19 protein-coding genes are annotated in these 25,179 nt (G+C 62.6%); all 19 read right to left on the bottom strand.

Annotated features, from left to right (window positions below):
- Positions 1–352: 352 nt before the first annotated feature.
- The 19 genes from Spa11_RS13960 to Spa11_RS13870 all read right to left on the bottom strand — a co-directional run bounded on the left by Spa11_RS13960 (position 353) and on the right by Spa11_RS13870 (position 24,985).
- Entirely contained in the window at positions 353–1,225 is an 873-nt protein-coding gene (locus Spa11_RS13960; RefSeq protein ID WP_145113267.1) for a DUF1559 domain-containing protein, read from the bottom strand.
- Positions 1,226–1,230: 5 nt separating this feature from the next.
- Positions 1,231–1,635: a hypothetical protein gene (locus Spa11_RS13955; protein ID WP_145113265.1), complete on the bottom strand. Its 405-nt coding sequence runs from the start codon at positions 1,633–1,635 to the stop codon at positions 1,231–1,233.
- Positions 1,632–2,123: a PulJ/GspJ family protein gene (locus Spa11_RS13950; protein WP_145113263.1), complete on the bottom strand. Its 492-nt coding sequence runs from the start codon at positions 2,121–2,123 to the stop codon at positions 1,632–1,634. Before Spa11_RS13950 ends, Spa11_RS13955 begins: the two co-directional genes overlap by 4 nt.
- Positions 2,120–2,536: a type IV pilus modification PilV family protein gene (locus Spa11_RS13945; RefSeq protein ID WP_145113261.1), complete on the bottom strand. Its 417-nt coding sequence runs from the start codon at positions 2,534–2,536 to the stop codon at positions 2,120–2,122. The genes Spa11_RS13950 and Spa11_RS13945 overlap by 4 nt, the downstream gene beginning before the upstream one ends.
- A 4-nt stretch (positions 2,537–2,540) precedes the next feature.
- A complete protein-coding gene (locus Spa11_RS13940; protein WP_145113259.1) occupies positions 2,541–3,716 on the bottom strand; it encodes a type II secretion system F family protein in 1,176 nt (391 codons plus the stop codon).
- A 4-nt stretch (positions 3,717–3,720) separates the two neighbouring features.
- Positions 3,721–4,821, bottom strand: coding sequence for a type II secretion system F family protein (locus Spa11_RS13935; RefSeq protein WP_145113257.1), 1,101 nt, complete (start codon positions 4,819–4,821; stop codon positions 3,721–3,723).
- 22 nt (positions 4,822–4,843) lie between these two features.
- Positions 4,844–5,581, bottom strand: coding sequence for a hypothetical protein (locus tag Spa11_RS13930; RefSeq protein ID WP_145113254.1), 738 nt, complete (start codon positions 5,579–5,581; stop codon positions 4,844–4,846).
- Between the two features lie 51 nt (positions 5,582–5,632).
- Entirely contained in the window at positions 5,633–6,091 is a 459-nt protein-coding gene (locus Spa11_RS13925) for a hypothetical protein (protein ID WP_145113252.1), read from the bottom strand.
- Positions 6,088–6,681: an RNA polymerase sigma factor gene (locus tag Spa11_RS13920; RefSeq protein WP_145113250.1), complete on the bottom strand. Its 594-nt coding sequence runs from the start codon at positions 6,679–6,681 to the stop codon at positions 6,088–6,090. Before Spa11_RS13920 ends, Spa11_RS13925 begins: the two co-directional genes overlap by 4 nt.
- 181 nt (positions 6,682–6,862) lie before the next feature.
- Complete coding sequence (locus Spa11_RS13915) at positions 6,863–8,692, bottom strand: LamG-like jellyroll fold domain-containing protein (RefSeq protein ID WP_145113248.1); 1,830 nt, start codon at positions 8,690–8,692, stop codon at positions 6,863–6,865.
- Positions 8,685–9,929 carry an alkaline phosphatase family protein gene (locus Spa11_RS13910; RefSeq protein ID WP_145113246.1) on the bottom strand — a complete coding sequence of 415 codons (1,245 nt, stop codon included), beginning with the start codon at positions 9,927–9,929 and terminating at the stop codon, positions 8,685–8,687. Before Spa11_RS13910 ends, Spa11_RS13915 begins: the two co-directional genes overlap by 8 nt.
- Before the next feature lie 92 nt (positions 9,930–10,021).
- On the bottom strand, positions 10,022–11,119 hold the full coding sequence (locus Spa11_RS13905) for a DUF1559 domain-containing protein (protein ID WP_145117012.1): 1,098 nt from the start codon (positions 11,117–11,119) through the stop codon (positions 10,022–10,024).
- A 122-nt stretch (positions 11,120–11,241) separates the two neighbouring features.
- On the bottom strand, positions 11,242–13,992 hold the full coding sequence (locus Spa11_RS13900; protein WP_145113243.1) for a LamG domain-containing protein: 2,751 nt from the start codon (positions 13,990–13,992) through the stop codon (positions 11,242–11,244).
- The gene (locus Spa11_RS13895; RefSeq protein ID WP_145113241.1) at positions 13,985–15,526 is read right to left on the bottom strand and encodes a hypothetical protein; all 1,542 of its coding nucleotides are present in this window, start codon (positions 15,524–15,526) and stop codon (positions 13,985–13,987) included. The genes Spa11_RS13900 and Spa11_RS13895 overlap by 8 nt, the downstream gene beginning before the upstream one ends.
- Positions 15,527–15,706: 180 nt before the next feature.
- On the bottom strand, positions 15,707–17,164 hold the full coding sequence (locus tag Spa11_RS13890; RefSeq protein ID WP_145113240.1) for a hypothetical protein: 1,458 nt from the start codon (positions 17,162–17,164) through the stop codon (positions 15,707–15,709).
- 124 nt (positions 17,165–17,288) lie between these two features.
- A complete protein-coding gene (locus Spa11_RS13885; RefSeq protein WP_145113238.1) occupies positions 17,289–18,200 on the bottom strand; it encodes a PEP-CTERM sorting domain-containing protein in 912 nt (303 codons plus the stop codon).
- A gap of 850 nt (positions 18,201–19,050) precedes the next feature.
- On the bottom strand, positions 19,051–20,268 hold the full coding sequence (locus tag Spa11_RS13880; RefSeq protein ID WP_145383037.1) for a hypothetical protein: 1,218 nt from the start codon (positions 20,266–20,268) through the stop codon (positions 19,051–19,053).
- Positions 20,269–20,797: 529 nt separating this feature from the next.
- Complete coding sequence (locus tag Spa11_RS13875; protein WP_197529392.1) at positions 20,798–23,101, bottom strand: PEP-CTERM sorting domain-containing protein; 2,304 nt, start codon at positions 23,099–23,101, stop codon at positions 20,798–20,800.
- 255 nt (positions 23,102–23,356) lie between these two features.
- The gene (locus tag Spa11_RS13870; protein ID WP_145113232.1) at positions 23,357–24,985 is read right to left on the bottom strand and encodes a tetratricopeptide repeat protein; all 1,629 of its coding nucleotides are present in this window, start codon (positions 24,983–24,985) and stop codon (positions 23,357–23,359) included.
- Between the last annotated feature and the right edge of the window lie 194 nt (positions 24,986–25,179).

The raw sequence follows: 25,179 nt of genomic DNA, 5'->3' as shown, positions 1-25,179 counted from the left end.
CACATCAGAGTCCTGTGGCCAAAAGCAAGCGAAAAGCCGGCAAATAGACCGGAATGACCGTAAAACAAGGCGCCCCGCCTAAGGCTCACAGAGGGCCCTTTAACGCGTTCCAACTCCGAGGTGGCATTCTGTGCTGAAGCACGTCAACGTGGCCTGTACGTGCCTGCTAGGGCCCTTAAAAGCGATGCTATGGGGTCTCTATCCACCGGTGCGTCTGAGCCGCGGGCGCGAGCCCTAGGTGGGTGGCGCAATCGAGCGTCACCTCCGTCCGCGCCGCCCACCGAGGGCTCGCGCCCACGGCTCAGATGGGCCCGTAGGTTCGAATTGGTTTCAGGGACGACGTGATGGGCTTCTAGAGTGGCTTCGGCAACTCGCCATCGGCGCGGGCGCCGATTTGACGCAGGACCTCCGGGGCGATGTCTTGCTTCAAGTACCTTGTCGAACCGTCCGCAAACGCCGCCATCACAACACCGGGATGAGGTCCGGAGAAGCCTCCGACAAAGGTGGCTAACGGCTTCTCGAGTTCTTCCTCCGCCGGAGCCGCTGTATACCGCCGCTTGTGACCAACGTTGAGATTGCTTGTATTGCGGAGCGTAGCACGCGTCCCCGAAGGCCAACCCAATGCCTCGGCGGGGTCCGAAACGGACTCGGCTAGGAGCAGCGTACGGCTCGACCCGTCGAGGATATCGACGTAGCGAACGGCACTATTGAGAAACAACAGGCCCGCGTTGTCTTCGTCGATCGGCGCCTCTTCGTGATGGTGGCACCCCGCGTAGTCCGAGACCGCCGCCGTCTTGTCTTCATCGATCACGTCGTGCCAAGTGGAGGGGCACTGAAGCACTTTGATCGGCAGCTTCCGCAACTCGGCGTTAACTGGGGCGTACGCTCCGGCTTCTTGGTCGAATAAGTTGTAGACCGTTAGCTCCTCGAAGTAGGGCAGCACCTGCACAATCCAGCCGACGTGCTGGCCAACCGGCTCGCTACGGATCGGCCCCTCCGGGTTGATCACCCCGGGCGGTAACTTCTCGTGCGCGAACTCGTAGTTGTGAACGGCGAGACCGAGTTGGGTGATATTGTTCTGGCAGCTGCACCGCCGCGCCGCTTCGCGCGCGGCCTGCACCGCCGGTAGCAGCAGCGCCACCAGGATGCCGATGATGGCGATCACCACCAGCAGTTCAACGAGCGTGAAGCCGCGACGCGGCGACGGGAGAGACGTGGTTGGCATGGCGTTCATTCCTCGGCCGAGGGGTTGGCGTTTGTCAGCAAGAAGACTCGCGATCGACGGACCGCTTGGGGGCTGTCGGTGGGATACTGCGTCGCGACCGTGACGCGGATAGCGCCGTCGTCGTCGGGCTCAACCGAGATATCAACGGTGGCATTGAGCCCGTCGCCGAGTTCGGGCGCCCAGCTCTCGCCGTCGTAGTCGGCGCTGGCGGCGAGCCGCACCACCGCCCTGCCCCGCCCCGCTTGGACGAGCAACTCGGCCTGGCGGGCGTGAAGTTCGATTTTCAACTGGCCGCGACGCGCGATCGACTCGACGATCATCGTCGTGGCGATCGACAACGCGATCAGCAAGCAGACGAGGGCCGCCACGAGCACCGCGGCGCTACGGCGTAGTTGTCGGTGACGTCTCATGGCGTTGACTCCCCTCCGGCCCGCACGACGAGCCTCACGGGGACGGGCGCCAACGATTGGACCGGCAGCCGCGACGGCATGGCTTCGATTCGTACCGCCTCCAAGTCTTCGAACTCATCGGCGACCCAATCAGCGACACTCGACAGCACAAAGGCATCGCGCGCTACACGATCCCCTTCGAGTTGTTGTGATCTTTCCACCTGGGCGCCGAGGAACCGATAGACGATCGTCTTCGCTTGCGAATCGCGAAGCGCAACGGTCAACTCGGCGCCCGTCACCTCAAGGTCGATCGCCACGGCGCCGGCAGCGTCGCGACGCAACTGAGAGGAGAGCCGCCAAGCGGTCGCCTCTTCGGCATGGAACGACCGCGTCTGCGACGCCAGACGCATCGTGCGGTGGATGAGCATCGCCGATAGGGTGAGGACGGTCGAGGCGGCCGCCATCACGACCAGCAGCTCGACCAGCGAATAGCCGCGGCGTTGTTTCATAGCTGGTCCTCCGTGGAATCATCTTCAACGAATGACCATGCTGATAGCGTGACATCGGGGCGGCGCTTGATCGCGGCCGGCCAAGAGAGCGTCACGGTTAGCCTGCGCCCATAGTCTTCGTCCGCCATCTTACCCCGCAGCGTGGCGCCGGTGACCGGTCCTACTGGTTCTTCGCCGCTCAACGCCTCGAGCGCTGTCGCCGCTTCGTCGGCGGGCAACGCGGTGAGCATGTCAAGCTGATTCGACAGCTCATCCACCGCAAGGCGGTACGCGCGGTTGTCGGCGAGCACCCGCTGGTTGCGAACCGCGAGCGAAGCCATGACCGACATCAGGGCGACCAGCAGCCCGAGGGCGATCGTCGTCTCGACGAGCGTCACGCCGCGGCGGGTGTTATTGACTTGGATTCGCTGCATGGGGTTAGGCGTTGTGGTAGACGATATCGCTGAGGAACGTAAACATGCCGATCGCCTGGACGAGCACGAAGGCGCCGAACAGCAGCACCACCGCGAGCCAAAGCGCCATCGACAACCAGGTTTGCTTGCGGATGGCGAGGCGCTGCTTACCGTCGGCAAGCGTGGCGAGCGTCCATACGGTTACGCCCGACGACTCGTTGGCGTCGAGCCGCTCGCTGGCGCCGAGCGCACGCGCTTCGTTGTCGGTCAGCAGGCCCGCTGCGTGGAAGCTCGGCCAAAGCTCGGCGCCGAGCGCCAGCTCGTTGCGGGCGTAGAGCAACTTGTGACGCAACGCCGGGTCGTAGTGATTGCGAGCAAGTGTGGAGAGGGCGCCGGCCAGCGGCTTCCCCGCAGCGCAACTTTCGCTGAGCCGTTGCAGCAGGTGAGCAGTACGCAAGCGACGCACCGATCCGAACAGCATCGGGGCCACACTGCGGCCTAGGCGGCGCCACGGTCCCGTCATCCAACGGCTGGCGATCAAGATGGCGATGGCGCCGATGCTAAACGGTACGATCCAATCGAACACGAAGTGCTGCAGATCGTTGATAGGGCGTAACGCCGAGCCCCCCACACCAAAGTCGTCATCGATCTGCTCCAGCGCAGGGCCGATGAAGGTGTAGACCCAGAGTGCGAGCGGGGTCCCGATCAGCACAAACATCAGCAGATAGTTCTTCGCGCGGCGCAGGTTGCTGCGGACCGGCGCGGCGATGTCGACCTCTATTGCGAGGTACTGTTTTAGTGAGGAAACGAGCGTGCCAGACTCGCTGGCGAAGCGGACCAGCAGAATCTCCTCGTCACTCAACGTAACCGGGAACCGCTCGACGGCGTCGGCGATGGAAAGCCCGTCGGCGAGCGATTGCGATAGCTTGATGAGTCGTATGCGTTGCGACGACGGCTCCTCTTGAGCCCATGCGGCAACGAGCGGCGCCAGCGCGAGCCGTTCTTCAGCCGCGACTTGAATCAATCGCAACAGGGCCCGTCGCTGCGTCGGCGTCACGCCGCCCCGACCCAAGAGCGCCATAAACCATGGCGCGAAGGTGGGGAACCAGTCGCCTCCCTTAGGGCCGGCATAGGACGGCCAGCGCGCTGTACGGAGGCGGTTGGCGAGCTTGCGAAAGGTGGGGAAGTAGGTAGCAGTCATGCAGCTAGCTGAGTCCTTCGATGAGGCGTACTAGCGGCAAGAAGAGCGCGATCGTGCTTAATGCGACGACGATCCCCAACGTGACGACCGAAACCGGACCGGCCATCCCCATCGTCCAAGTCTCCACTTCGGCGGCGGCTTCGTTCGAGTTTGCGGCGAAGGCCCGCAGCAGCCGCGTACGTGAATCGGGTGGGAGATCAGCGCTCATGGCATAACGGATGGCGCTCATTGATGTTCGGTTACCGCCCGACGTCATCTCGACGCCGTTGGGGTCCAGCAGCGAGAAGCTCGATGGCGCCGGCAGTCCTGCTTCGTGGAGGTTGGCCAAGTGCGCCGCGATCCGCGCCTTCACCAGCGATCGGGTCGCCCGCCGAATTCCGCCGAGCCAATCGACGACGCGACGCACACTTCCCGGCGCCCACCACGGGTAGAACGCCCACAAGACGGCGGCAATTAACAGCGATCCAAGAATCAACAGCCCTCCGCCGCTAGCGAGAAAGCACCCGAGGGCGAGCACAAACGTGGTAAAGGCCGGGAGTTCGAGCCCAAAGTCTCGGAAAATAGCGTTGAAGGTCGGCATTACGACCAACGAAAGCCCCCAGACGAAGACGAGGCAGAGCGCGCCGATGAATAACGGGTAGGCCAAAGCAAGTCGTCGCCTGCGCCGCACTTCGATAACGGTGGCTTCGCGCTCGACGAAGCGCGCAAATTGACTTTGCAACGAGGCGCCGCTGGCTGTTGCCGCGAGCAACGCGCTCCAAGCCGCCGGATCGCTCCCCGCCGCGGCGAGCACCGCTTCGCGGTCTCCTTCCCGCAGCATGGCCGCGATGGAGACAAGTTCGCGGCGCCGGCGTCCCGTTGCGAACTCCTCGGCGTACGCCGTCAGGGGTTCGGCTAGCTCGTCAGGCGCTTCCACGAGCCGATCCACCGCCGCTGCCAACGGCGCTTCGGCTTCGCCGATTTGCCGGTCATCGAGCGCGACCGACCGCACGCTCAGCCCTTGCGACTCAAGCCGCGCCGTAGCGGCGGCGACGCTCGGGGCGGTAAGCACGCCGCGGAGAGCGGCGCCGGCGTCATTGTTCGCTTCGTAGCGGTAGCGGGGCATCGAAGAGGTCGGTTCCGATCGTTTAGTTGGCGAGGCGGTAGAGCAACTCGATCATCGGCTCGAAGAGCGCGAGCCCCAGCAGCAGCGTCGCGCCGCCGCCGACAACCACCAACGCAATCAGCGGCCAGTAGGTCGTGCGACGCCAAGCGCGTTGATGGGTTTGATTCGCTTCAAGTCCAGCGACCGCTCGGCGGTCCGCTTCGCTGCCGGAGCGCTCGGCCCATTCGGCGAGCTTGGTGCGCCGCCGTGGCGCCCGGATCGAATGGTCGCTCCGCTTGGCCCACCGGACGCCGTAGGCGATGCCGAGGGGAACCGCCACCAGCCACAAGGGCGTCAGAGTCCGGAGGACTTGCAGCCGGGCGACGGCCGGGCTCACCGGCTCGTAGAGTTGTTCGTAGGTCGATTCATAGATCGGGAGCAGCTGGTAGCCCATCACCGCGGCGATCACGCAGGCGAGCGTCGCGACCACCGCCGGGTAGGCGAGTCCGGTCGCCATCCGCCCGCCGTAGGCGTTGTGCTCTTGGGCCAGCGCCAAGGCATGTTTGAGGGCGGCGACACGGTGGCTGCTTTCCGCTATCTCGTCGTCGGCTTCCCAGTTGTCGACGAGTTGGCGATAAGGAGCGGGCGTTTTGACGCCTTGGTGGAGTTGCTCTCGCAAGGACCCCGGCCCGAAGCCAAGGTCGAGCGCCACGCCCGCTTCGTCGAGCGACACGAGCAGCTCGTCGAGGTCACTTAGCGACTGAGAACGATTGCCGTCCATTGGGGGCCAGTGCGGGTCGCCAAATCGGCGGTCCCGTTGGCCGCCTTCTGACTACATCGAGCCGTCGGCCGCCGGCATTTGTGCAACGCCTTCGGAAGTTTCTTCGGCGGGGGCGTCGCTATTCGGACGGAAGGCGTCGGCCTGCTGGCTACGGACCGCGAAGAACGCGTCCACCAGCGCCCACAAGCCCTCGCCGGTCGATTTGCTTGTGGCGTCGCTAGCGGCGACGAAGCGGGCGACACGGTGCGAGGGCGTCGCCTCCGACAGGGATTGGCTCATCGTCGAGGCTTGTACCGAGATCACTAGAGCGGCCGCCAGCGCCGACCCGCCGGCCAGCAACGACCGCCAACGCCGGCGCTCGCCGCTCCGCAGCCGCCGGGCCTCTTCGAGCACCCGGGGACGCAGGTCTTCCGAGGGGCCGACGTAGCCGCCGGCCGCTTGGAGAAGCGCCTCGACGCCAGCGGCGTCGAAGTCCTGTCCCTCAAAGTCTAGCCTGTTGTGTGGGCTCATCGCCGACCCCCCAAGTTAAGAGGTCGGTCTTCCATCGCCTCGGCCGCCGCCTTCTTGAGTCGGTCGGCAAGCTTCTGCAGACCGTACTGATAACGGCTGGCGACCGTATTGGGCGACTCTTCAAGGACCTCGGCGATCTGGGCGAAGGTCATTCCCTCCCAAGTCTTGAGCACCACGACCTCCGCCTGAGCCGCCGGCAGCGACCGCAGAGCCGTCCACACCGCCCGGTGGGTGTCCTCTTGCTCAAGCTCATCGACACGGCGGCGGGTCACCAGGTCGGTGATCGAGTGCGTCGTCGTGATCCAGCGTTTCTTCTTGCGGGCGATGAGCAGGGCCTCGTTCCGCACCATCCGCAGCAGATACGCCCACGGCGCCTGTGCCGCGCGGAGCGGTTCGGGCCGCACGGCGATCCGCGTCATGACGGCCTGGACGGCGTCCTCGCCGTCGTACTGATTTCGGGTAATCGCCACCGCGAGCCGCACCAGCCGCTGGGCCGTGAGGTCAAACAGCCCCCCCAGCACCTCGACCCCGGCGAGCCCGAGCTGGTCGGTGAGGAGTTGGACGCGGTCGTGGAAGGGTATCTCGGCCATGACACCCCGTAAGATGCACGACCGGGCAGGCTTTGTGCAAGATAATTCGAGAAACCGCCAAGAACCTCAGGGATCGCCAAGAAATTCTTAGACGGGGTTTACAGGATCGACAGGATGCGACAAATCTCTTGCTTTTCTTGGCGTACCCCGGCGCTCCTGGCGTCTTGGTGGTTCTCATTGCTTACTCCGCCTTCTCGATCCGCACCGTGTCGAAGAGGTGGTCGTCCAAGTCGTACGAGCGGAGTTCGAGCGTCGGGCCGTTGATGTGCACCATCACGTAGTGATGGGTGCGGCGGACCTGGTTCTGAAAGAACGGGCGGTAGGGGCCGGGCGACTCGAGGTTCCCGCCGCCGCCGCCGACCACCATGTAAATGGGCCCGTCCTTGGCGACCGCGGCCTCTTCCTTCACGGGCCAGGTCCGCTCGTAGGAGTGGATGTGCCCGGTCCAGACGATGTCGACGCCGTACTTCTCGTAGAGCGGCGAAAGCTGCCGCGCGCGGAGGTCGCCTCTGGCGCTCTTGTTCTGCTTCCAGAGATTGCCGTAGTCGTCTTCATCCGACGAGTAGGGAGGGTGATGATGGCTGGCGAACTTCCACTTCGCGTCGGAGCTGGCGAGCTTCTCTTCGAGCCACCGGTACTGTTCCGAATCGGGCCCGACATTGCGGTTGGTGTCGATCATGAAGAAGTGGGCGTCGCCGTAGCGGAACTCGTAGTAGTACTCCGGCGCCGGGACCGAGACATACTCGTAGTAGTTGCTGGCGTTCTGCTCGTGATTCCCGAGCACCGAATAGAACGGCACGCGCGAGATGAGCGGCTGCATGCCGGGGAAGAAGTGTTGCGTCCAGTGCGAGTCGTTGGTGCCCGTGTCGACAAGGTCGCCGGAGTGGAGCACAAAGCTCGGCCGCTGCGCCCAGGCGTGCTCGCTTAGTTTGCCGGAAACAACGGGGTTGTACTGCGTGTCGCTGATGACGGCGTAGGCGAAGGGCGTCCCTGGCTGGACAGCCGTGGTAAGAGTGGAGACGCCACTCGCCACCTTCTGGCCCGCGTCGTTGGTCGTCTCGACGCGATAGAAGTACATCGTCGCCGGCTCGAGCCCTTCGATGCGGACCTCGTGGATGTCGGCGTCGTCGCTCGAGACCGACTGTTCGCATTGATCGGTCTCACCGAAGTAGACGATCGACGTGCCGGGCTGCGTTGTCTGCCACATGACGGTCATCCCGTCGGTGGTGCCGTACTGCAGGTAGGGCTCGACGACCATGGTCAGCGCGTCGCTGCGGGCGTCACGCTGTAAGTTCACCAAACCCTTCAGGTGGTCGAAAGCGTGCGTGACCCACTCCGAACGCGCGGCGAGGTCGTAGACGCTTACCTCCCACAGCCGCCCACGCAACGAGGCGCCGCTCGGCCCACCGGTCGAACCGAGCACGTAGCGAGTCTCGTCGCCGTACTGGAGGTCGCCGCCCGAGACGCGGGCCTCAGCGTCGAGCTTGCCATTGACGTAGAGCTCGGCCCGCTCGCCGTCGTAGACGCCGACGACGTGGAACCACCGCCCTTTGGAATAAGGTCTCGTACCGACGAGAACGGTCTCGCCATCACCAGTGCGGAGGCGGAAGGTGAAGGCCTTGTCGTCGTAGCCGAGGCGCCAACCCGATTGGCCTTCGGACCCCACCGTGCCGATCACGCCCCCTTCGGCCTCGGCTTCGTCAATCGATACCCAAGCCGCGACCGTCAGGGACTCACGCGGCAACTCCTTCGACTCGACAGGAGCCGAGGTCGCCCACGCGGAACCATCGCCGGTCATGTCGAGGGCGTGGCCGGGGCCATCGGCGACGACCTTCGCGCCAGTCGGCAGCTTGATCGCCGGACCAAGCGACGCTTTCACGACGCCATCAACGACATTGCGGGGGTTGAAACTCCAGTGCGCGACCGGGTCGGGCCCTTGGTGTGCTTCGGCAGACGTTGCGAACAACGCCGCGATGATCAAGACGCAGGAAGGCCTTAAGAGTTCAATCATCACGAGTACGGAAGGAGTTGAGGCTGAGTGTCAGGAGTGAAAACATCATCAACGCGGACGCCGTGGGTTCGGGCGCTGCCCTCAGGAGCGCTTCGTCGAGTGCGAGGCCATTCGCCTGCTCAAAGAGAGTGCGGAAGGACACCGCGTCGCTCAGGCCACGCGACCCGTCGCGATTGAGATCGCCCAAGAGGTAGTCAGTGAATCGATCTCCCGTGAGCGGTATATCAATACGGGTCAAGAATGCGGCCCAGTCGTCGAGATCAAGATCGCCGTCTTGGTCAAGGTCGCCGATTGGGGGGTAGTCGAGGCCTCGGACGGTCCCGTCAAGGCCGGCAACAAAGGGATCGACCCCAAGGTGCCACAACGCCGTAGCCGCGACGTCGCGCAGCGTGCCTTGCGGCATCGCGACCCCGGCCTCGACGCTGGGCCCGCTGATGATGAACGGGACCTCCCAGTTCTCCAGGCCTTGCGCGGCGTAGTGACCGAACTCACCTCGGGTTGCTCCATGGTCGGCGGTGACGAGGACCAGCCAATCCTCTTCCTGCGCCATCACACCAGGACGCTGGTAGAGCGCCTGCAGGATATCGCCAATCAGCGCGTCGACGTTCTCGATCGCCGCCAAGTGCTGCGAGCTCCCCCAAGAGTAAGAATGACCCGCGCCGTCAACCTGATCAAAGTGCAGAAAGATGGCATCGGGCTGCGCAAGCGGGTCCGCCGAAGCCAACGCCGCGACGGCGTCGTTCCGAACCATTACGTCTTGCTGCTCGTACGTGCCCGAGTCGTAGCCGACCTCGACGTCCGCGTAGAGGTCTGGCGTGATCTCGGTGTTAATCGGCGACCAATTCGCTAGCGAGATGGTGAAGAAGTCGCTGTCGAACTGCTTGGCGTGCTCGAAGAAGTGCGGGTACTCGTCGAACTTCGAGCCGCTGAAACTGTTGTCAACGACTCCGTGGTGGGCGGCCGAAGCTCCGGTGAGGATGGTCGACCAGTTGACGCCGCTCGCGCCGTACCCGCTGGGCGGGTTGGGGGTGAGCGCTCCTTCGTTCAGGAAGTCGTAGCGAGCGCCCCCCGACGCCGCGAGGGCGTCGAGGGTCGGCGTATTCGCTTCAACAACGTAACGACCCCCTGCCCCGTCAATGCCGATGACGAGGACTTTCTTCTGCGACCCAAACGTGAGACCCGGGTGCAGTGCTAGCAGGAGCGGAAGCCATAAACCAGTCTTGTAACTCAAGGACATTGATAGCCGCGCCGATCGCCGATTGTTGTAGGAGTACTGCGATCGTTGACCGGATCGCACGCCGTAACCAGGAGAACGCACGCAACGCCCGTTCAACGGCGACCGCCTAGCGATTCGGGAATTTGACCGGCGCGGGTGGCGAGGTCACGCCAAACTTCGGCCTCAATGCCCTCCTCGACGGAATCGACCGAGGCGTCGCAGCGGAGAATCTGAGCGCCGCCGGGGTGGGCGCTGCCGTAGCAAAGCTGCACCTGTTGACACACGTCGGTGGTCGGCGACGCACAGTAGTCTTGGTTCTTCGTGATGAACTGGTTTTGGAAATTGATCGCCACCGCCGTCGAGCCGAGAGCCTCGGTAAGGTCCTGGCCTTCGCGACCGCCGCGCGAGGTGTCGAAGTCGTCGCTGCCGAAGTACCAGATGTCTTTCCAGTTGCCCCCTTCCGGCTCTTGCTGCTCGGCTTTGGCCGTCGCGGCGTTGACATCGAAGTACCCTTCGCCGACTAGCAACGTCTTCGACAGACCGTCGGTGACTTTGGAGAACTTCGTCTTGCTGAAGGAGTAGAGGACTCCGTCAAGGCCTGCCATGCGGTGATCACCCGACGGGCCGCCGGGTGCCGGGGCGAGGGCGAGGTGGGCGTTCTGCACGATGCCCGACGCGCTTCCCAGATACGACCCTGGCACCCGGGCCATCACGTGCCAACCGTCAAACGAAACGTCGTGAATCGCCTCGGGAAGCCCCAGAGACGGGCACCGAAACACCGGCACGAGAGTCTCCGCCGCCCGGATATTCTTGAAGTTGTCCTGCTGGTAGATCGACTCTGAATTGCTGTACGGCTGCGGAGACGCCCACTGGAAGTTGCCCGAGCTGTTCTCGCCGATGGACATCGTCTGCTGGAGGCCGCTCTCCTCGATAAACGGCATGATGTAGTAAGACCACATCGACCCTTCTGCCGTGACCGCTCCGGGCGGGAGGTAGCCGAAGGTGTCGTGGTGCATATGGAACGCCAGTCCGAGTTGGTGCAAGTTATTCTTGCACGTCGATCGTCGAGCCGATTCGCGCGCGGCCTGGACGGCGGGCAGCAAGAGCGCGACAAGGATGCCAATGATTGCAATGACCACCAACAGCTCGACCAGGGTGAAGCCTGCCGCCAGCTTCAGTTCGCCATTCCGTGTTGCGGTGTCTTTCCGCATCTGATTCGCTCCGTTGAGTGGGGTGGGTGCGCCGGCTTGTCCACTGCCGGATCGCAAACGATTGAGCAAACAGGCGGGGCGGGTTGTTGGCCTCGCCGCCCCGCCTGGGATTCAACAGTCGCTTACTTGCGCTGACGCGGCAACAGGCCCATGACGCCAAAGGCCAAGAGAGCCGTCGTCGTCGGTTCGGGGATCGTGATGAAGCCGAGGGCTTGGCCGATCATGGTTCCCGTTGCCGGGCTAGCCAGGTTGATTTCACGCCAATCGAGAAGGTCGACCCGACCATCGAAGTTCACGTCGCCGTTGGCGCGCGAGCGGAGGTCGCCCACGACAAACCCGTTGACCGTGTTCTCGGAGAGCCACCCGGCAACGAACGCGTTGACGTCGTTGACATCCTCGAAGCCGTCGAGATTGAGGTCCGCAGCGCCCTTCCCAGCCAGCGTGTTGGCGATGAAGCCGTTGTCGGCGGCGAGATCGAAGTTGCCCCACTCCGTGCCGTTGAAGGATGTCCCCGTGACGAACATCTCGAGATCATCGACGATCCCTTGGAAGGGCTGCTGAATGCCTTGGAACGCCCCGGTCGCGGAAGTCGGGCCGAAACCGCCGACGTAGAGGACCGAGTCGCCACGGAACTGGCCGGTGCCAAAGTTGTAGGAAAGCGAGGTGTCAAAGCCGCCCCCTTCAGCCGCTACAGCGACGCCGTTGATGTAGAGCCGAGCGCCGCCGTTGGGTCCATTGCTGACGTCGCCGTCAAAGGTTGGCGGATCGCTAGGATCGACGGGGTCTTCAACCTTGCGGAAGGCGCCGTAGGGGCGCACGAGCATCACGTGGTACCACTGGTTGGCTTGCGCCAAGCTCTCCGGAACCGACGTATCGACGACTTTGTCATCGACAGCGCCAAAGATGGTCCGACCCGGGGCGCGGGCGTAGTCGTACTGCATGAACCACCGACCATTGGACGAGATGCCGACGACGTGCTGGTCGGTGTCGTAGACGATGACTTGGTTGGTGTTGACGCGCGACGGGCGGGTCCAGAACTGCATGCCACGATTGGTGACGCCCTCGTAGTCGTAGGGGCCGACGCCAGACGCGTAAATGCTGGACGTCGCCGACGAAGACGAAACTGACTCGCCAGGCGAGCCCAGCGGCTCAGCACGCAGCGTGTCGGCGCCTGTCGCTGAGAACTCAAGACCTATCTCACCGGCGCCGGCGAACGGGCGGGCGAGCGGTCCACTGCTCAAGTCGCGGTAAATAGGGCCATTGCCGACGACTGGCACGAGGGTGATCACCTCGTTATTGCCACCCGCCGAGTTGGGAACCCCCGCCGAGTCGTTGGCGTCCCCGGCGCCATTCTGCTTGACCCGCGTTCCGATGGTTGCCGGGCCGTTTGCGAGCGTGTCGTTCTCCCCTAGTCGATAGTCGCGGTCGGGCGTGTACGCCGCTTCCGCCGCGGGGGCCACGTTCAGTGCGACGAGGCAGCCGAGAGCGATCGCTTGACGGGCGGGCCGCTGAAAGCCCCTGCGTTTCGTGCCGAAAATCAGACCCATGATGATGACTCCAAGGCTCCAGGTAGTTGGTTCAGGAACGCTAATTCCGCTCGACTCGGCGGGGTTGATGTAGACCACGAGGCCTTCTGTCACCGTCCCGTCGGGGCCGGCATACTCGAATATCAGGTCTTCCACGCCACCCACCAGGAAGGCGTTGCCGAGCGAGACCGAGAAGTTCTCGTCGAGCAGTTCGGAGCCGATCAGAACGGCTTCGCTCAGCAGACTGCTCTGGCTGATGACCGTGTCCCAATCAGACCCGGCGCCGCCATACTCGGCGCCATAGTTCGCAGCCCACAGGGCGTAACCCGCGGGGCCGGTGGTGGACGCGTCGCCGTCCCGCCAGACGGTGTAGTCGGCGGCGTCAACGACGCCATCGAGATTGAAGTCGCCGGGACCCGAACCCGACCCGACGCCCTGGGCGTCGAGATTGCCCGCTTCCCAAGCGACCGAGTTCAAAGAACTAGCGGCGCTCGAAATCTGGTAGCTGAACATCTCGCGCTCGACCGCCGCATCGGGTGTGCCGATGATTCGAGCTTCTCCAGTAGCGACATCGACTTCGAGCGCGACGGGATTGAACGTCTCCACAACGAGGTTGTCGATCGCCCACCACCAGTCGTTGTAGGCCTGGGTCATCCCGAAATCGAGGCTGACCGAGGTCGCCCCGGCTGGAGCAATCAGAGAGATCGACACCTGCTCATTGGTGGCGTCGTTCTTAAAGAAGGGACCGGCAGGGTCCGAGTCCCAACGCAAAGCCTCCAACGTCGCCTGACCACCGCCGACGTCAAAGCTCGCGCCGATGGTTGCGGTTTGGTTATTGATCCCGCCGAGGTCGTCGAACCCTTCAGGCCTCCAACTCGAGTCGAAGCGGATATTTAGGGCACGCGCTCCGTTGAGTTGAACGGTCGGTGTCTTCAGGAACGAGTTGAAGAGCGCGTCGGGGTTATCTCCGTCGTCCCATTCGTCGGGGTCGGCGACGGCAACGCCGCCCGTGGCAAGCGTGAACTGCTCGCGGTCCTGCCCGGGAGCGACGAACAAGTCAGCATGCATGAAGTTCCAGCCGTAGTACTCGCGAGTTCCATCGTCCGGGCCGCCGAGCGTCCCGGGCATTTGCGAGTCGTCAATCGTCCAACCAACGGGAGCGGTCTTTGTCCAGACGTTCCCCATGCCGAGTTCGGTGGTTGCTTCTCGCTCCTCCGTCGGACCGAACGGCAATCCGTCAAAGTTCTCATCGATGAGAACGACAGCGTCAGCGCTACTGACACACAGAGTCATCAGCAATGCAACAAGTGACGCACCTGTACGCAGTTTCGAAATGATCTTAACCACAGACGGACTCCTTTCGACGGCGGATGAACGTTGCGACGACTGCCACGGCTCCAGCGGATGCTAGGGCCGAGGGCTCGGGCACCGTGCCGATCTGGGCGAACGCGCCCGCGCCGTTAAAGGCGTCGTAGGCTTGACGGAAGCGGACGATGTCACGCAGGTCGTGGACGCCATCTCCTGTCAGGTCCGACTGACGATACAGCTCGGGGGTGCTGAGACCCGCGAGTGTGCTTGGGATATCCGCCTTGAACTCTGTCCAGTCGGCGACATCCACATCTCCGTCGAAGTCGAGATCGCCGAACGGGAACGCCGAACCGTCGTTGCCGACAAACTCCACCGGCGAGTTCACGAGCACGCCGCCGAGGTCGAGGTACTGGAACGAAAGGTCGCCGATCTCATCGGGGTTTTGCAGCCAAACCGCGCCCAGTGAGATTTCCGCGCCCGGGGCGACGTTGAAGGTTCCGCTGGCAAGGCCCTCGCTGACGTCCGTCTTCGAAGAAGCCGTGCTCAGCTGAACCCAACCGCTCTGTGAGTCGGCCAGCGGCGTGTAGTCGTCCGCCACGAGCGATCCTTCTTGCGACGTCACGGTGTAGCCGCGGATTGCCGTTGTCTGATCGGAGTTGTTGACGAGGGTTAGCTCACCGGTGTCACGGTTGACGACCGCTTTAAGGCCGAACTCAGTGGAAGGCGCCTGGGTGCCGGCGAAAACCTGGATATTGTCGATCGCCCACCACCAGTCGTTGAGCGCGTTATCCATCTGGAAATCGATCGCGAAGCTGTTCCCCGCAATCTCCGAACGAGGAATCGTCAGGACGATCCGCTCGTTGTAGTTCTCGCCCGTAACAGGATTCGCCGCGTCGCCGGTCACAGCGCCCGCCCGGTAGTTGGGGTTGGCTGTCTCCGAGCGCGTCAAATCACTGTTAAGTAGGAACGGACTGGCCTCCCAGCGCAGGCGTTCCACGCCGCCGACGGAGACGGTCGAGGTCTGGTTCTCGCCAACTTCGTCGCCGGTCTCGCCGAGCCAGCTGCTGTCGAACGTGACGTAGATGTTTTGGTTTGCGGGGATCGACGCGATACTGATCGACGGCGTGCTGAGCTTCGTCTTGTAGAAGACCCCCCCCGCGGCGTCCTCGGAGTTCAGCGGATCGCTCAGATCGTCGAACTCGTCGGGGTCCGCGACAGCGATCACGCCAGTAGCGCGAGTGAAGCGATCTCGCCCCTGGTTGTCGGCGCCGATCCAGAAGGTCGGGTCAACGAACGACCAGCCACGCCACTCACGGACGCCCAGCGGCGCGCCCGTTACCGGATCGACCGCGGGAATGTTGGCGTTGAGGTCGGAGTTGTCGATCGTCCAACCAGCAGGCGCCGTGTGCGTGAAGGCGGTCGGGTCTGCGTAGCCTTCGTCGAGGTTAGGGTCGAGGGCGAGCGTGTCGAAGTTTTCTGCGAAGATGCGGATCGGCGCCTGGGCGACGACACTCGCCGTTGGCGTAAGCAACATCATCGCAAGAACAACGAGACTGAAGGTCCTGTTCTTCATGGAAGTTCGTCGAGAGGGGGGAAGGGAGGCCGCGGGAGCGGCGGGCAGTGCCCGGTTAAGCACGAATCGATTCACAACGCTTTAGCGAACGGGCCACGGATGCCGTAGAAGCGACGCCCGGAGGTTACTTGTCGAACGGGAAACTCGGATACGAGGCGCAGCGCACATCGGGTGACGTGTTCACTGAAACCTCATGGGGGCTTGTCGATCGCGACGCCTCATTGAAGCGCCGACGGTGACGGTGATCATGCACGTCACTACGGACGAAGGCTCTGGAGTCGGGATGGCTAGCGACGCGGCCGCGTAAGCGTCCCGCCAGACGGTGTAGTCCGCGGCGTCGACGCGGCCGCTACGCGCTCCGTCAGCAAGTAGGTCGGGGCCAGAGGCGCCGTAGCTCGCCCTCCACACCTCGTAGTCGTCCTGGTCGACGTTTCCGTCGCGGTCGTAATCGCCAGGCAGCGGCGACTCGATGAATCGCACGATGCCATTGAGTGGGGGACCGGTTGCTAGTGCGTACGAGAAGCTCAGCGACGGATCGACGCCGAAGGCAGTGTCGTAGATCTTGCCGAGTGACAAGATGACCGTCTCGTCAATTGCCGAGGCGCCGAAGAGGCGTGCCTCCGTTATTGCTGTTGCCGAGGCTTCGAAGACCTCCCAACGCTCTCCTTCGGAGTTGCCGGCAATCGTGTCGGCGTCGGCGGGGCCGTCTACCTCGTCGAGCCGTTGACTGCTGAGGGAACGCAGTTGGTCTGGCAGCAGCGAACCCTCCGAACTCGCAATCTGGTAGGCCGACATCAAGGACTCGTCCAGCCCTTTGCCGACGATCCAGGCTTCGCCTGTCAGCGAGTCGATCTCCAGGAGAAAAAGGTCGCTGCGATCGACTACCTGAATCGCGTGGATGCCGGCGTTGCCGGCAATTCCTTCCAGTTCGATCGCCGCTGTGGTGACGTCGAGGCTGGGGTAATAGAGATAGTTGGACGGGACCGCTGCCTCTTGAGTGATTGCAGTGGCCTGCTTGTAGTCGGCGGGACCAAGGAAAGAGCCACGCCCCGTGTTGGCGAGGAAGAAAGTCTGCGGCCCGCTATTCAGCGAGACGCCAGCCAAGCGGTTGTCGCCGTCGGAACCCACGTAGACGTAGAGGTCGTAGCGCTCGTAGGGGACTTCGGTAAGAGTCACTTGAAGCTTGCGACGCTCGGCGTTACCGCCGATGTCGATATAGCCATCCATCAACCGGGTGTCTTCGTTCGTGAGGTTGGCGTCGTTGTCGGCATAGTAGGTGTTGTCGGAGAACCAACTGATGTCGGCGGTCGTCACCCCGCCGGCGTCGTCGAGAAGGTCGAATGCAGAGCCATCGACATCAGGGTCATCAGGAGGCAATCCCGGCGCCGAGCGGTCTTCGGACCAGGGAGCCACGTTGTTCCAGCCAGACTGCGGCACGACGCCGGCGACGCCGGTAACAAGCGATCCGTCGCGACCATTGACGCCGCCCCCGTGAGGGCCGCCGACGAAATTAATGCCGATTGATTTGGCCTGGACGTCGCCTGCGAGCGAACAACCTCCCAGAAGGGCAGCGAGAATTAATCGAAGACGTTTCATCAGGAAGTAGTCCATCGGCTGCGGGCTTCCAATACGGTTCATGGTTTGGCTTGCCTGCGACATTCCAGTGATCGAGGCTGCGCTCCGCGACGCGTCCCGCCGCCATTGCTGGCGGCAGGACGCCATCACGGATTGCACCAGCCCCACAGAACAGAAGTTGCCGCGATCAACGACGGCGGGTAGCCAAACCAGCGAGGCCCAGAGCGACCATTGCGAACGACGCCGGCTCGGGAACGATCGACAACTTGACGTTGTCAACAGCCCACCACCAATCGTTGCGCGCTGTCTCCATGCCAAAGTTGACCTGGACGTTCTCAAGACCCGACCCGGTAATGCCGGCGGGCAGGTCCACGACGGCGAAGACGTGCATGTCGAGGAACGGATTCACGGTCGGGTCGCCCGATGTGATGCCGGGCTGGTAACCGGGGTCCGCGAGGCCGGTGACCGGGTTGATCTCGTTAGGAGCCCACCGGAAAACTTCGACATCGCCCAAGAATCCGAAGCCGAAGCTCGCGGTTAGGACCGCTGTCTGGTGATCGTCACCTTCGTCGCCCGAGCCTTCACCGCGGAAAGAGCTGTCAAACTCGATTACCAGCTTGCTCCCCTCGATCCCGGTGAAATCGACAAACGGAGTCGACATCTTGGTCTCGTAGTACTGACCGCCGGCGCCGGGGATGCCGGGGGCTGCGTCGTCGAACTCATCGGGGTCGGCGACAGCGACGGTGCCTTGACCTCGAGTGAAGAATTCACGTGACTGCCCTTCGGCCGTAAAGAAGTCCTTCCGGGCGAACGACCATCCTTCCCACTCGTCAACGCCGTCGTTCTCACGGATGAGGTTGTTCTCTTCATCGAATGTGCCACCGAAACCGGGGACGCCGCTCTTGTCGATGGTCCAGTCGGTCGGAGGAGTAGCAGTCCACAGACCGGGGGTTCCCAAGGGATAAAGAGGGTCGTCGTCTTGCGTCTCTTCGACGTTCGGACCTAGGGCCAGCCCCTCGAAGTCTTCGTTCAGGATCACGGTTCCAAACGCTTGGCTGCATCCACAAGCAGCCGCCACAAGCATGCATCGCGTCAACATTAGACGGGTCTCCAGGCAATGGTGAGAAAACGGAGATGTAACGCCACCAGCACATCAGAAGAATTCAGGAGGCGACGCCGCGTTCCCAGAACGGAACTGGAAGACGCCCCCTCGTGTGTGGCCAGAGACTAGCGACGCCGCGTGTGAGTATCGTGAAGGCCGAAGGAATATTTGACTCCTGCGCTTCGCACCGCGCAGTTTGCGCTACGAGCCAACGTCAGCGCGATTCACCGACGGTTAACGCGCTGGCGGATGCGCAGAGGGTCAAATGCATCTTGGCGTCAGCCGCGACTGTCTCGCGGTCTTACCAAGAGGACTTCGATCGAAACACGCACCAACGGAAGGCGGGGCGTAAAAGGAAGCCAGGATGTCAACTTGTCGGCGCGTTGGATCCAGCACAAGCCTCGACGTCTTGCATATCGTTGATGTACGCAGGAGTCTCAATTCCAGTCACGGACACTGGATGCCGCGCCGAGACCGCATTGCTTGATGGAACGCATGCGAGACAGCGTCGTTTGTCAGACTTCGTGCCTAGTCTACAAGTGGCACTGGGCTGGCTCGGCTCCTTAAAGAGGGCGCGCCCCAACACAAAGCCTGGGGGGTGCGCTTAGGGCGACTAGCAAGAGCCTCGACGTAAAGGAGAAAGGCGCCGACGCGTGCCGATGAGGTCGCCATGCTGGCCGCAAGCAAATGCGCCAGTCGTCACATCAATTCTTGCGTCTCGTTCTCAAGATCGAGGTCGAGTCCGAGTTTCAGGCCAAGCCTAGTATCAATAGCCCCACGAGTACGGGCTGCGGCCGCAGCCCGACGGACTCGCGCCGCTATCCATGAAGTCGGAAAGGATGGCGATCTAGTGGCGCCGCCCACTCCACCCAGCCGACAGAACGGAGACGATTGACACGAGCGAAATAGCTGTCGGTGTTGGAACCGACTTGGCGTCACTGGCCGACGCGCTTGCGCCGTAGCTCGCCGCCCAGATGCCGTAGTCGGAGTCGTCAACCACGCCGTCGCCATTGCCGTCTGCTGCAAGCCCCGCGCCCGTGCTCCCCTTCGAATCGCGCCAGACCGAGTAGTCGGCGGCGTTGACGGCGCCGTCATCGTTGTAGTCGGGATCGACGAGAACGATCGGCACCTGCACGAGGTCGCCATAGATCACCGCCTGGCTGTCGGCGCGTTCGGGATCGGCGTAGTCGATGTTGACGGCGTAAGTCAAGTCGGCCGATACCTCCTCGCTTACCCCATTCGGGAAGAGCTTTCCGAGCATCATCCGCTCACCAGGGACCATCTCCGATCCACCGAGAAGGTACGATTCGATCAACTGGCCAAGCGAGTTGTCGATCACTTCCCACCGCTGGCCTGAGGCGGCTGGGTCCATCGCATCGACACCGCGGGCGGACAGGTTGGTCGCTTGCCAGTCGGCGACATTGAACGGGACGCCGTCGGGACGGACTTGATAGTCCGTAAGCGTGACCGAGAGGATGTCTTCGCCGGCAAAGGTTGATGCGAAGTACGCGATCCCGGTGATCGGATTGACCTCAATCACTAGCGGCGGCGGGACGCCGATCATCTCGACGATGGCGAAGTTCGTTTTAGTATCACGTTCGTCGTTCCAGCTGATGTAGTCGGGTTCCGCAACGTCGGCAGGGTTAATCGTCCAGATCTCACCCCAATCTTCGCCAGTAGCGCCCGCGTCGTTCGGCTCACCGGGAGCCCAGTTCGTGTAAACCACCGGCTCGCCGTTCTGCCAGACGAAGTTCCCTTCGGTCGTCCCGAAGTCATCACGGTCGGTGAACCCGATCCACAGGTTGGAGTACGAGTCCGGAGCAGTGGGTTGAAAGTCTCGCAACCCTTCGACGACGGTGACTTCCTCCTCGCGGCTGCTGACGGTCATCAGCCACCCGCCAAAGAAGTCGGCGGCGTCTTGGGCCTCGAACGGATTCATCGTCCCAACTTCGGACCCCGTGGTCGGCTGGAGTCCCACGAGCAAGTAGTCGTTACCGCCGTAGGTTGTTCTGCCTAGTTCAATGAACGATTGTGCGGACGAATCGATCGGTTGAAGAGCTAGCATGAGAATCACCGCGGCAACAATCCTCATCGGGGACGCCGCTTTAGAGTGCCACTGTGCCGTACGAAGTTCCATCATGGGTGCTCCAGTAGGTCGGTGATGTATGCCTCCCTCGACGATGGCAGCGAGATTAGCACGCGGCGGATGCCGCACAATTACTATCCGAATTCTTAAAGGTAACTTTGCGTGAACTGAACAGCTTCCGACTGCCGGCGCATCACGCGCGACGTTAAAGGCGCGCTGAGGCCCGGCGAATTCCGCACAGCGATCGTCCTCTGATCGGTGGCGCCTGTGACCGCCGCCCAGGCAGATGACTCGACGTATCGCGGCAAGAAGTCGATTGCGTGGGGGGTAGTGACGCCCTCCCCGACATCGCAGCAAGTTTGGTCACTCCAAATAGAAAGCCCTGCACGCTTTTCGGGCTGCGCTCGACGGCATTACTGAGACGATGGCATTCATCGCTCAATGACATGTCATGATGCCCGACGGCAGAAATGATCTAGCAATCCTTGCCACGAGGGCGGAGCCGCGTCTAGCGGGTCGGCTTCCGGCGGACACTTGATAGTACCGCCGGCGCCAATAGCAGGGTCATTGCGCTAGGTTCCGGGACGCTTAGCGCTCCGACGTAGACCACACCCCCTTGAATCTCTTGGCCGTTAGCAAGGGCGTAAGTGAAGCGAAGGTCGGGCACACCGCCTGAGTGGTCATAGACCTTACCAATCGACTCGCTTTCGAAAGTCGATTCTCCACCGAGGAAGAATTCGTAGAGCAGCGAGTCCTCAGCGATAACCGTTTCCCACGACTGGCTCAAACCCACGCTCGCGCCGTACTGCGACGCCCAATCTGAGTACCCACCGGTTGCCTTGCCGTCGCGCCAGAGCGTGTAGTCGGCTGCGTCGACGTGGCCGTCATTGTTGTAATCCGCGGTGGCGAGTGTCGGTGAGCCAAAATTACGAGCGTCGAGGTTCTCTGACCGCCATGAGTCGGGGTCCAGAGAGCCCGATGAGCTTGTGATTTCGTAGCCGGTGATTCCGTCGGCGCCGATAAGCGTACCGACGCCGGTCGCGTTGTCGATAACCAGCGTCGTCGGCGCGTAGACTTCGATATTGTCGACCGCCCACCACCAATCGTTTCCGGCGTTGAGCAAGCCGAACTGAAGGATGACGCTCGGGGCATTCGCAGGGTTGTCGAGGTTCACCAGCACCTGCTCGTTCGTCGCGTCGTCTTTGAAGAACTCGCTCCCCAGCGTCGAGTTCCAACGCAGGGCATCACCGAACGTCACGCCGCCATCGTATGAGGCGCGGACGACAGCCGTCTGGCTGTTCGTTTGCGGGCCGTCATCGCAACATTCGTCGCGCCAACTCGATGCAAAGGTCAGCTTCGCCGATCCTGGAGCAGCGCTGCCCAAGTCGATTTCGGGGGTCTGCATCCAGGCGTTGTAGTAGCCGCGGAAAGGGGAACCACTTGCCGGGGCGCCGCGGTCGTCCCACTCATCGGGATCGGCGACGGCGACCGTTCCTTGGCCAAGCGTGAACTCGGAACGCCCTTGATTCTGAGCCGCGTTGCTCCACCAAACCTTATCGGCGAAGCTCCACCCCTCCCATTCTTTGACTCCGACGCTCGGCAAGTTGATCGTCGGCACGCCGGAGTCATCGACACTCCACCCGGCTGGGGGCGATTGCGTCCAGGCATGGGGGTTGCTCAAAGACTCATTGAGGTTGGGCCCCAAGGCGAGGCCTTCAAAGCCCTCTTCAAAAAGCAGCACCCTTGCCGAAGCAACTCGCCCCGAAGAAATCGCGCCGAAGGCCGTGAGGGCGACAGCGAAGGCGACCGCCTTACCGAGTTGTCTTCTGTTGGTGACACCTATCGCGGTCAGGGCGACGCCAATCAGTAGCAAAGAGGTGGGCTCGGGGACACTCGATGTCAGACTCGCGAAAGCGCCAGTGCCGTTCGCCGCGTCGTAGTACTCGCGGAAGAGCCTCGCGTCGCTGAGACTATGCCGGCCGTCGAGATTCAGATCGCCAAGAGCTAAGAGATCACGCTCACTAAGGCCGTCTAGCGACGCGCCCGAGGACGCTTTGAAGGCCAGCCAGTCATCGAGATCGACGACGCCGTCCGCCGTCAGATCACCTGGCGTCGGAGGGGCGGCGTCTCCCGGCTGCACGAAACGCCCGTCGTACATCACAACCTCGCCGGGCTTCCGCAGGTCGATTAACACCTGAGCAACGTTGTTGGTTTCATCGGATTCGTGGATGCGGTTGGCGGGATCGACGGTCTGCTGCAGCCAATAGAGCGGTCCGACCGGCACCCCGGTGATGTCCATGACTTGGCCACGCGAGCCGGCCCCGTAGAGGTCGGCCCAACCGGCGCTAATGCGTTGCTGGACGCGCTGGTCGGGGCTGGTGTAGTTCGGCGGAGAATCAAACCCAGGCAGTGGCCCCTGATTAGCGCTGAGCCGCCAGCTTGTCTTGGTGACGCCGGCAACCTCCTCGCCGAGAGTGAGCACGCCGTCAACCACCGGCGCTGCTCGAAGAGAGAAATGGGTGAAGTCCTCGAACCAGATGGCGTTGATGTCATTCGGAACCGGGGCGCCCGGCGTTCCCGGGATCGGGGCGGAGCCGATCGGGATATCGACGTAGTTCGCGCCGAAGTCGGAACCGACGTAAACACGTTGGAGCAACTCGTAGCGGTCGGCGCTGATGGCGTCACCGCGGCGGATCTCGAAGAGCCCGTCTCCTTGATTGGCGAAGAGGGTGCTGTAGCCGATCGAGTTTCCGCTCAGAATCCAGTAGCGCAGGGATGGAAGATTCGAATCTTCGGAAAGAAAAGGGAACATGTCGGGGTAGAGGAGATCAAGCTCTCCGGCGCGCATAACCGCACCAGTCAGGATGCACGACGCTAAAACAACGAGGAACTTAATCCGCACAGTCCGAAGCAAAGCCGCCTCCTTTACCGTTTCTTAACGAGAGTTCGTAGGTGTTATCCGATCGTGGGTTGAGCGGTAGTCGTAAGGCTAAACCGTGAGGCGTGCAATCGTCCGCAAGAAGTCTGCGCGGAGAGTCAAGGCGGCCCGTCGTTTCAGGGCGAGCAACTACCCACGCAGACGGGATAGCGCTTGTTTCGCTGAAGCGTCTGCTGGTCGAACGAGCAACACCGCGTTGAAGGCCGCTCGCGCCTCTTCGCAACGACCAGCCTCGGCGTAGAGCAACCCCAGTGCCAGTTGAGCATCGGCGTGCTTCGAATAGGAGGCTACCGCGCTCTCAAAATACTCGCGTGCTTCTGTCCGATCGCCAAGTCGTCCCGCGACATCGCCCAGCAAGAAGTACGCGCCGGCCAGTACTCTGCGATGACTTAGCGGCGCAGGGCCCTGGCCGTATCGTCTTTCGGTATCGGCGACGATTGCGAGGGCCTGCTGCCTCGCCAGTTCGATACGCCCGTCGGCAAGCCATGACTGAGCCACCAGCAACTGCCCTGCCTGATTTCCTGGGTCTGACGCCAGGACGGCGTTGGCTTCACGGCGAGACTCGTTGGTCTTTCCTAAACGCAGATAGAGTGCGGCCATCTGTGTCCGCCAGACCCCAGGAACGACCGGTGCCCAGCGACGCGCCTCCTGGAGATACCCCAGCGCCGATGCGGCTTCCGCCCGCCTCGACGCCTCATCGGCGCCTTGGGCTTCGAGATGCGCGAGCCTTGCAATGGCCGATTCGCCCCTCGCTTCGTGGAATCGCACGACCGTGCTATTGGCTAACAGAGCACCAAGTGACGTAAGCAACACGGCCGCCAACCGCCCGGTACGGGTAAGCTTCCCGTCGATCTTCCATGGCCGACCATGAAAGCTGTAGTTGCTCTGCAATGCGAATCTCCAGCCAACGACGGCCGCGTAGGCCGCCAGTGACGCAATCGCGAGCGCGAGCAAGAATGAGATCGAGCCGTAGAGGCCGCGAGACACCAGGACGGTCGCCAGAAAGACTATCGACAGCAATCCTTCTTCGCGAAGATTGAAGTCGTACCGCTTATCTTTGGGCTCGGCTACCTTGAGTCGTCGAAGTGCCGGCGGTGTCGCCCATCCAAGTTCAATCGCGTTCGTGGGGCAGACGCTGACGCAGTCGAGGTCTTTAAAGCAGCTGGAATCGACAACGCTGCCGTAGTTGCGGACTTCCTCGATGACTCGCACGCCGGACTTGCAGGAAGCGATGCACAAACCGCAGTTGGTGCAGGACCCAGCAGAGGCCACAATTCGCCGCGGCGACGTTCGCTCTACTCCCGCGAAAAGGGCGCCGTACGGACAGGCGTATGAGCAAAAACTACGCGACCCTAGGAAGTAGACGATGGCGAACCCGCAGACGCTCAGGGTGACGAGTGTCAACGCGATTCCGAGGAAGCTTCGTAGTAGGTCATCGGTCGTGAAGGAGGTCCATTCGTCGCGGTCGGTGACTATGGAAAGCTCTGGAAGCGAGTGGCCATGTAAGAGGCGTTCGACCTGTGGCCACACAAACAGATAAATGGCTGCCGCTACCGGCGCCCAGGCGAGAGTCCTCGAACGCAGCGGACGTGGATTCACGCCGATCTTCGCAAGGCACCAGGCGGACAGATCTTGCAGGGCCAAGATATGGCAACCCCAGCCGCAGAAGAATCGCCCGAAGCAAGCGGTCGCCAGGACGACTCCCACCGTAAAAATAAAGCCGACAGTGACAACGCCCAGGTGCAGGGTGTCAAACATCTCGCTTGGCTCAACCGGCGCCAAAGTACGGCCTGCGAACTTCCAATGAAGATAATGAGCTGCAGCGAGCACATGCACGAGGACGAGGCACGTTGCACGCCACCGTGTCGCGGTTGACTTCACTATCGTCACGGCGCCTCCAGTTCTAATGCGTCAGATAGAGAGTCTTCGACCGTGTCCGTCCTCACCGACGC

It is taken from the genome of Botrimarina mediterranea (assembly GCF_007753265.1).
GTDB classification, from domain to species: Bacteria; Planctomycetota; Planctomycetia; order Pirellulales; family Lacipirellulaceae; genus Botrimarina; species Botrimarina mediterranea.
Note: the sequence above shows the minus strand (reverse complement) of the source record. Positions and strands in the feature narration are given on the sequence as shown.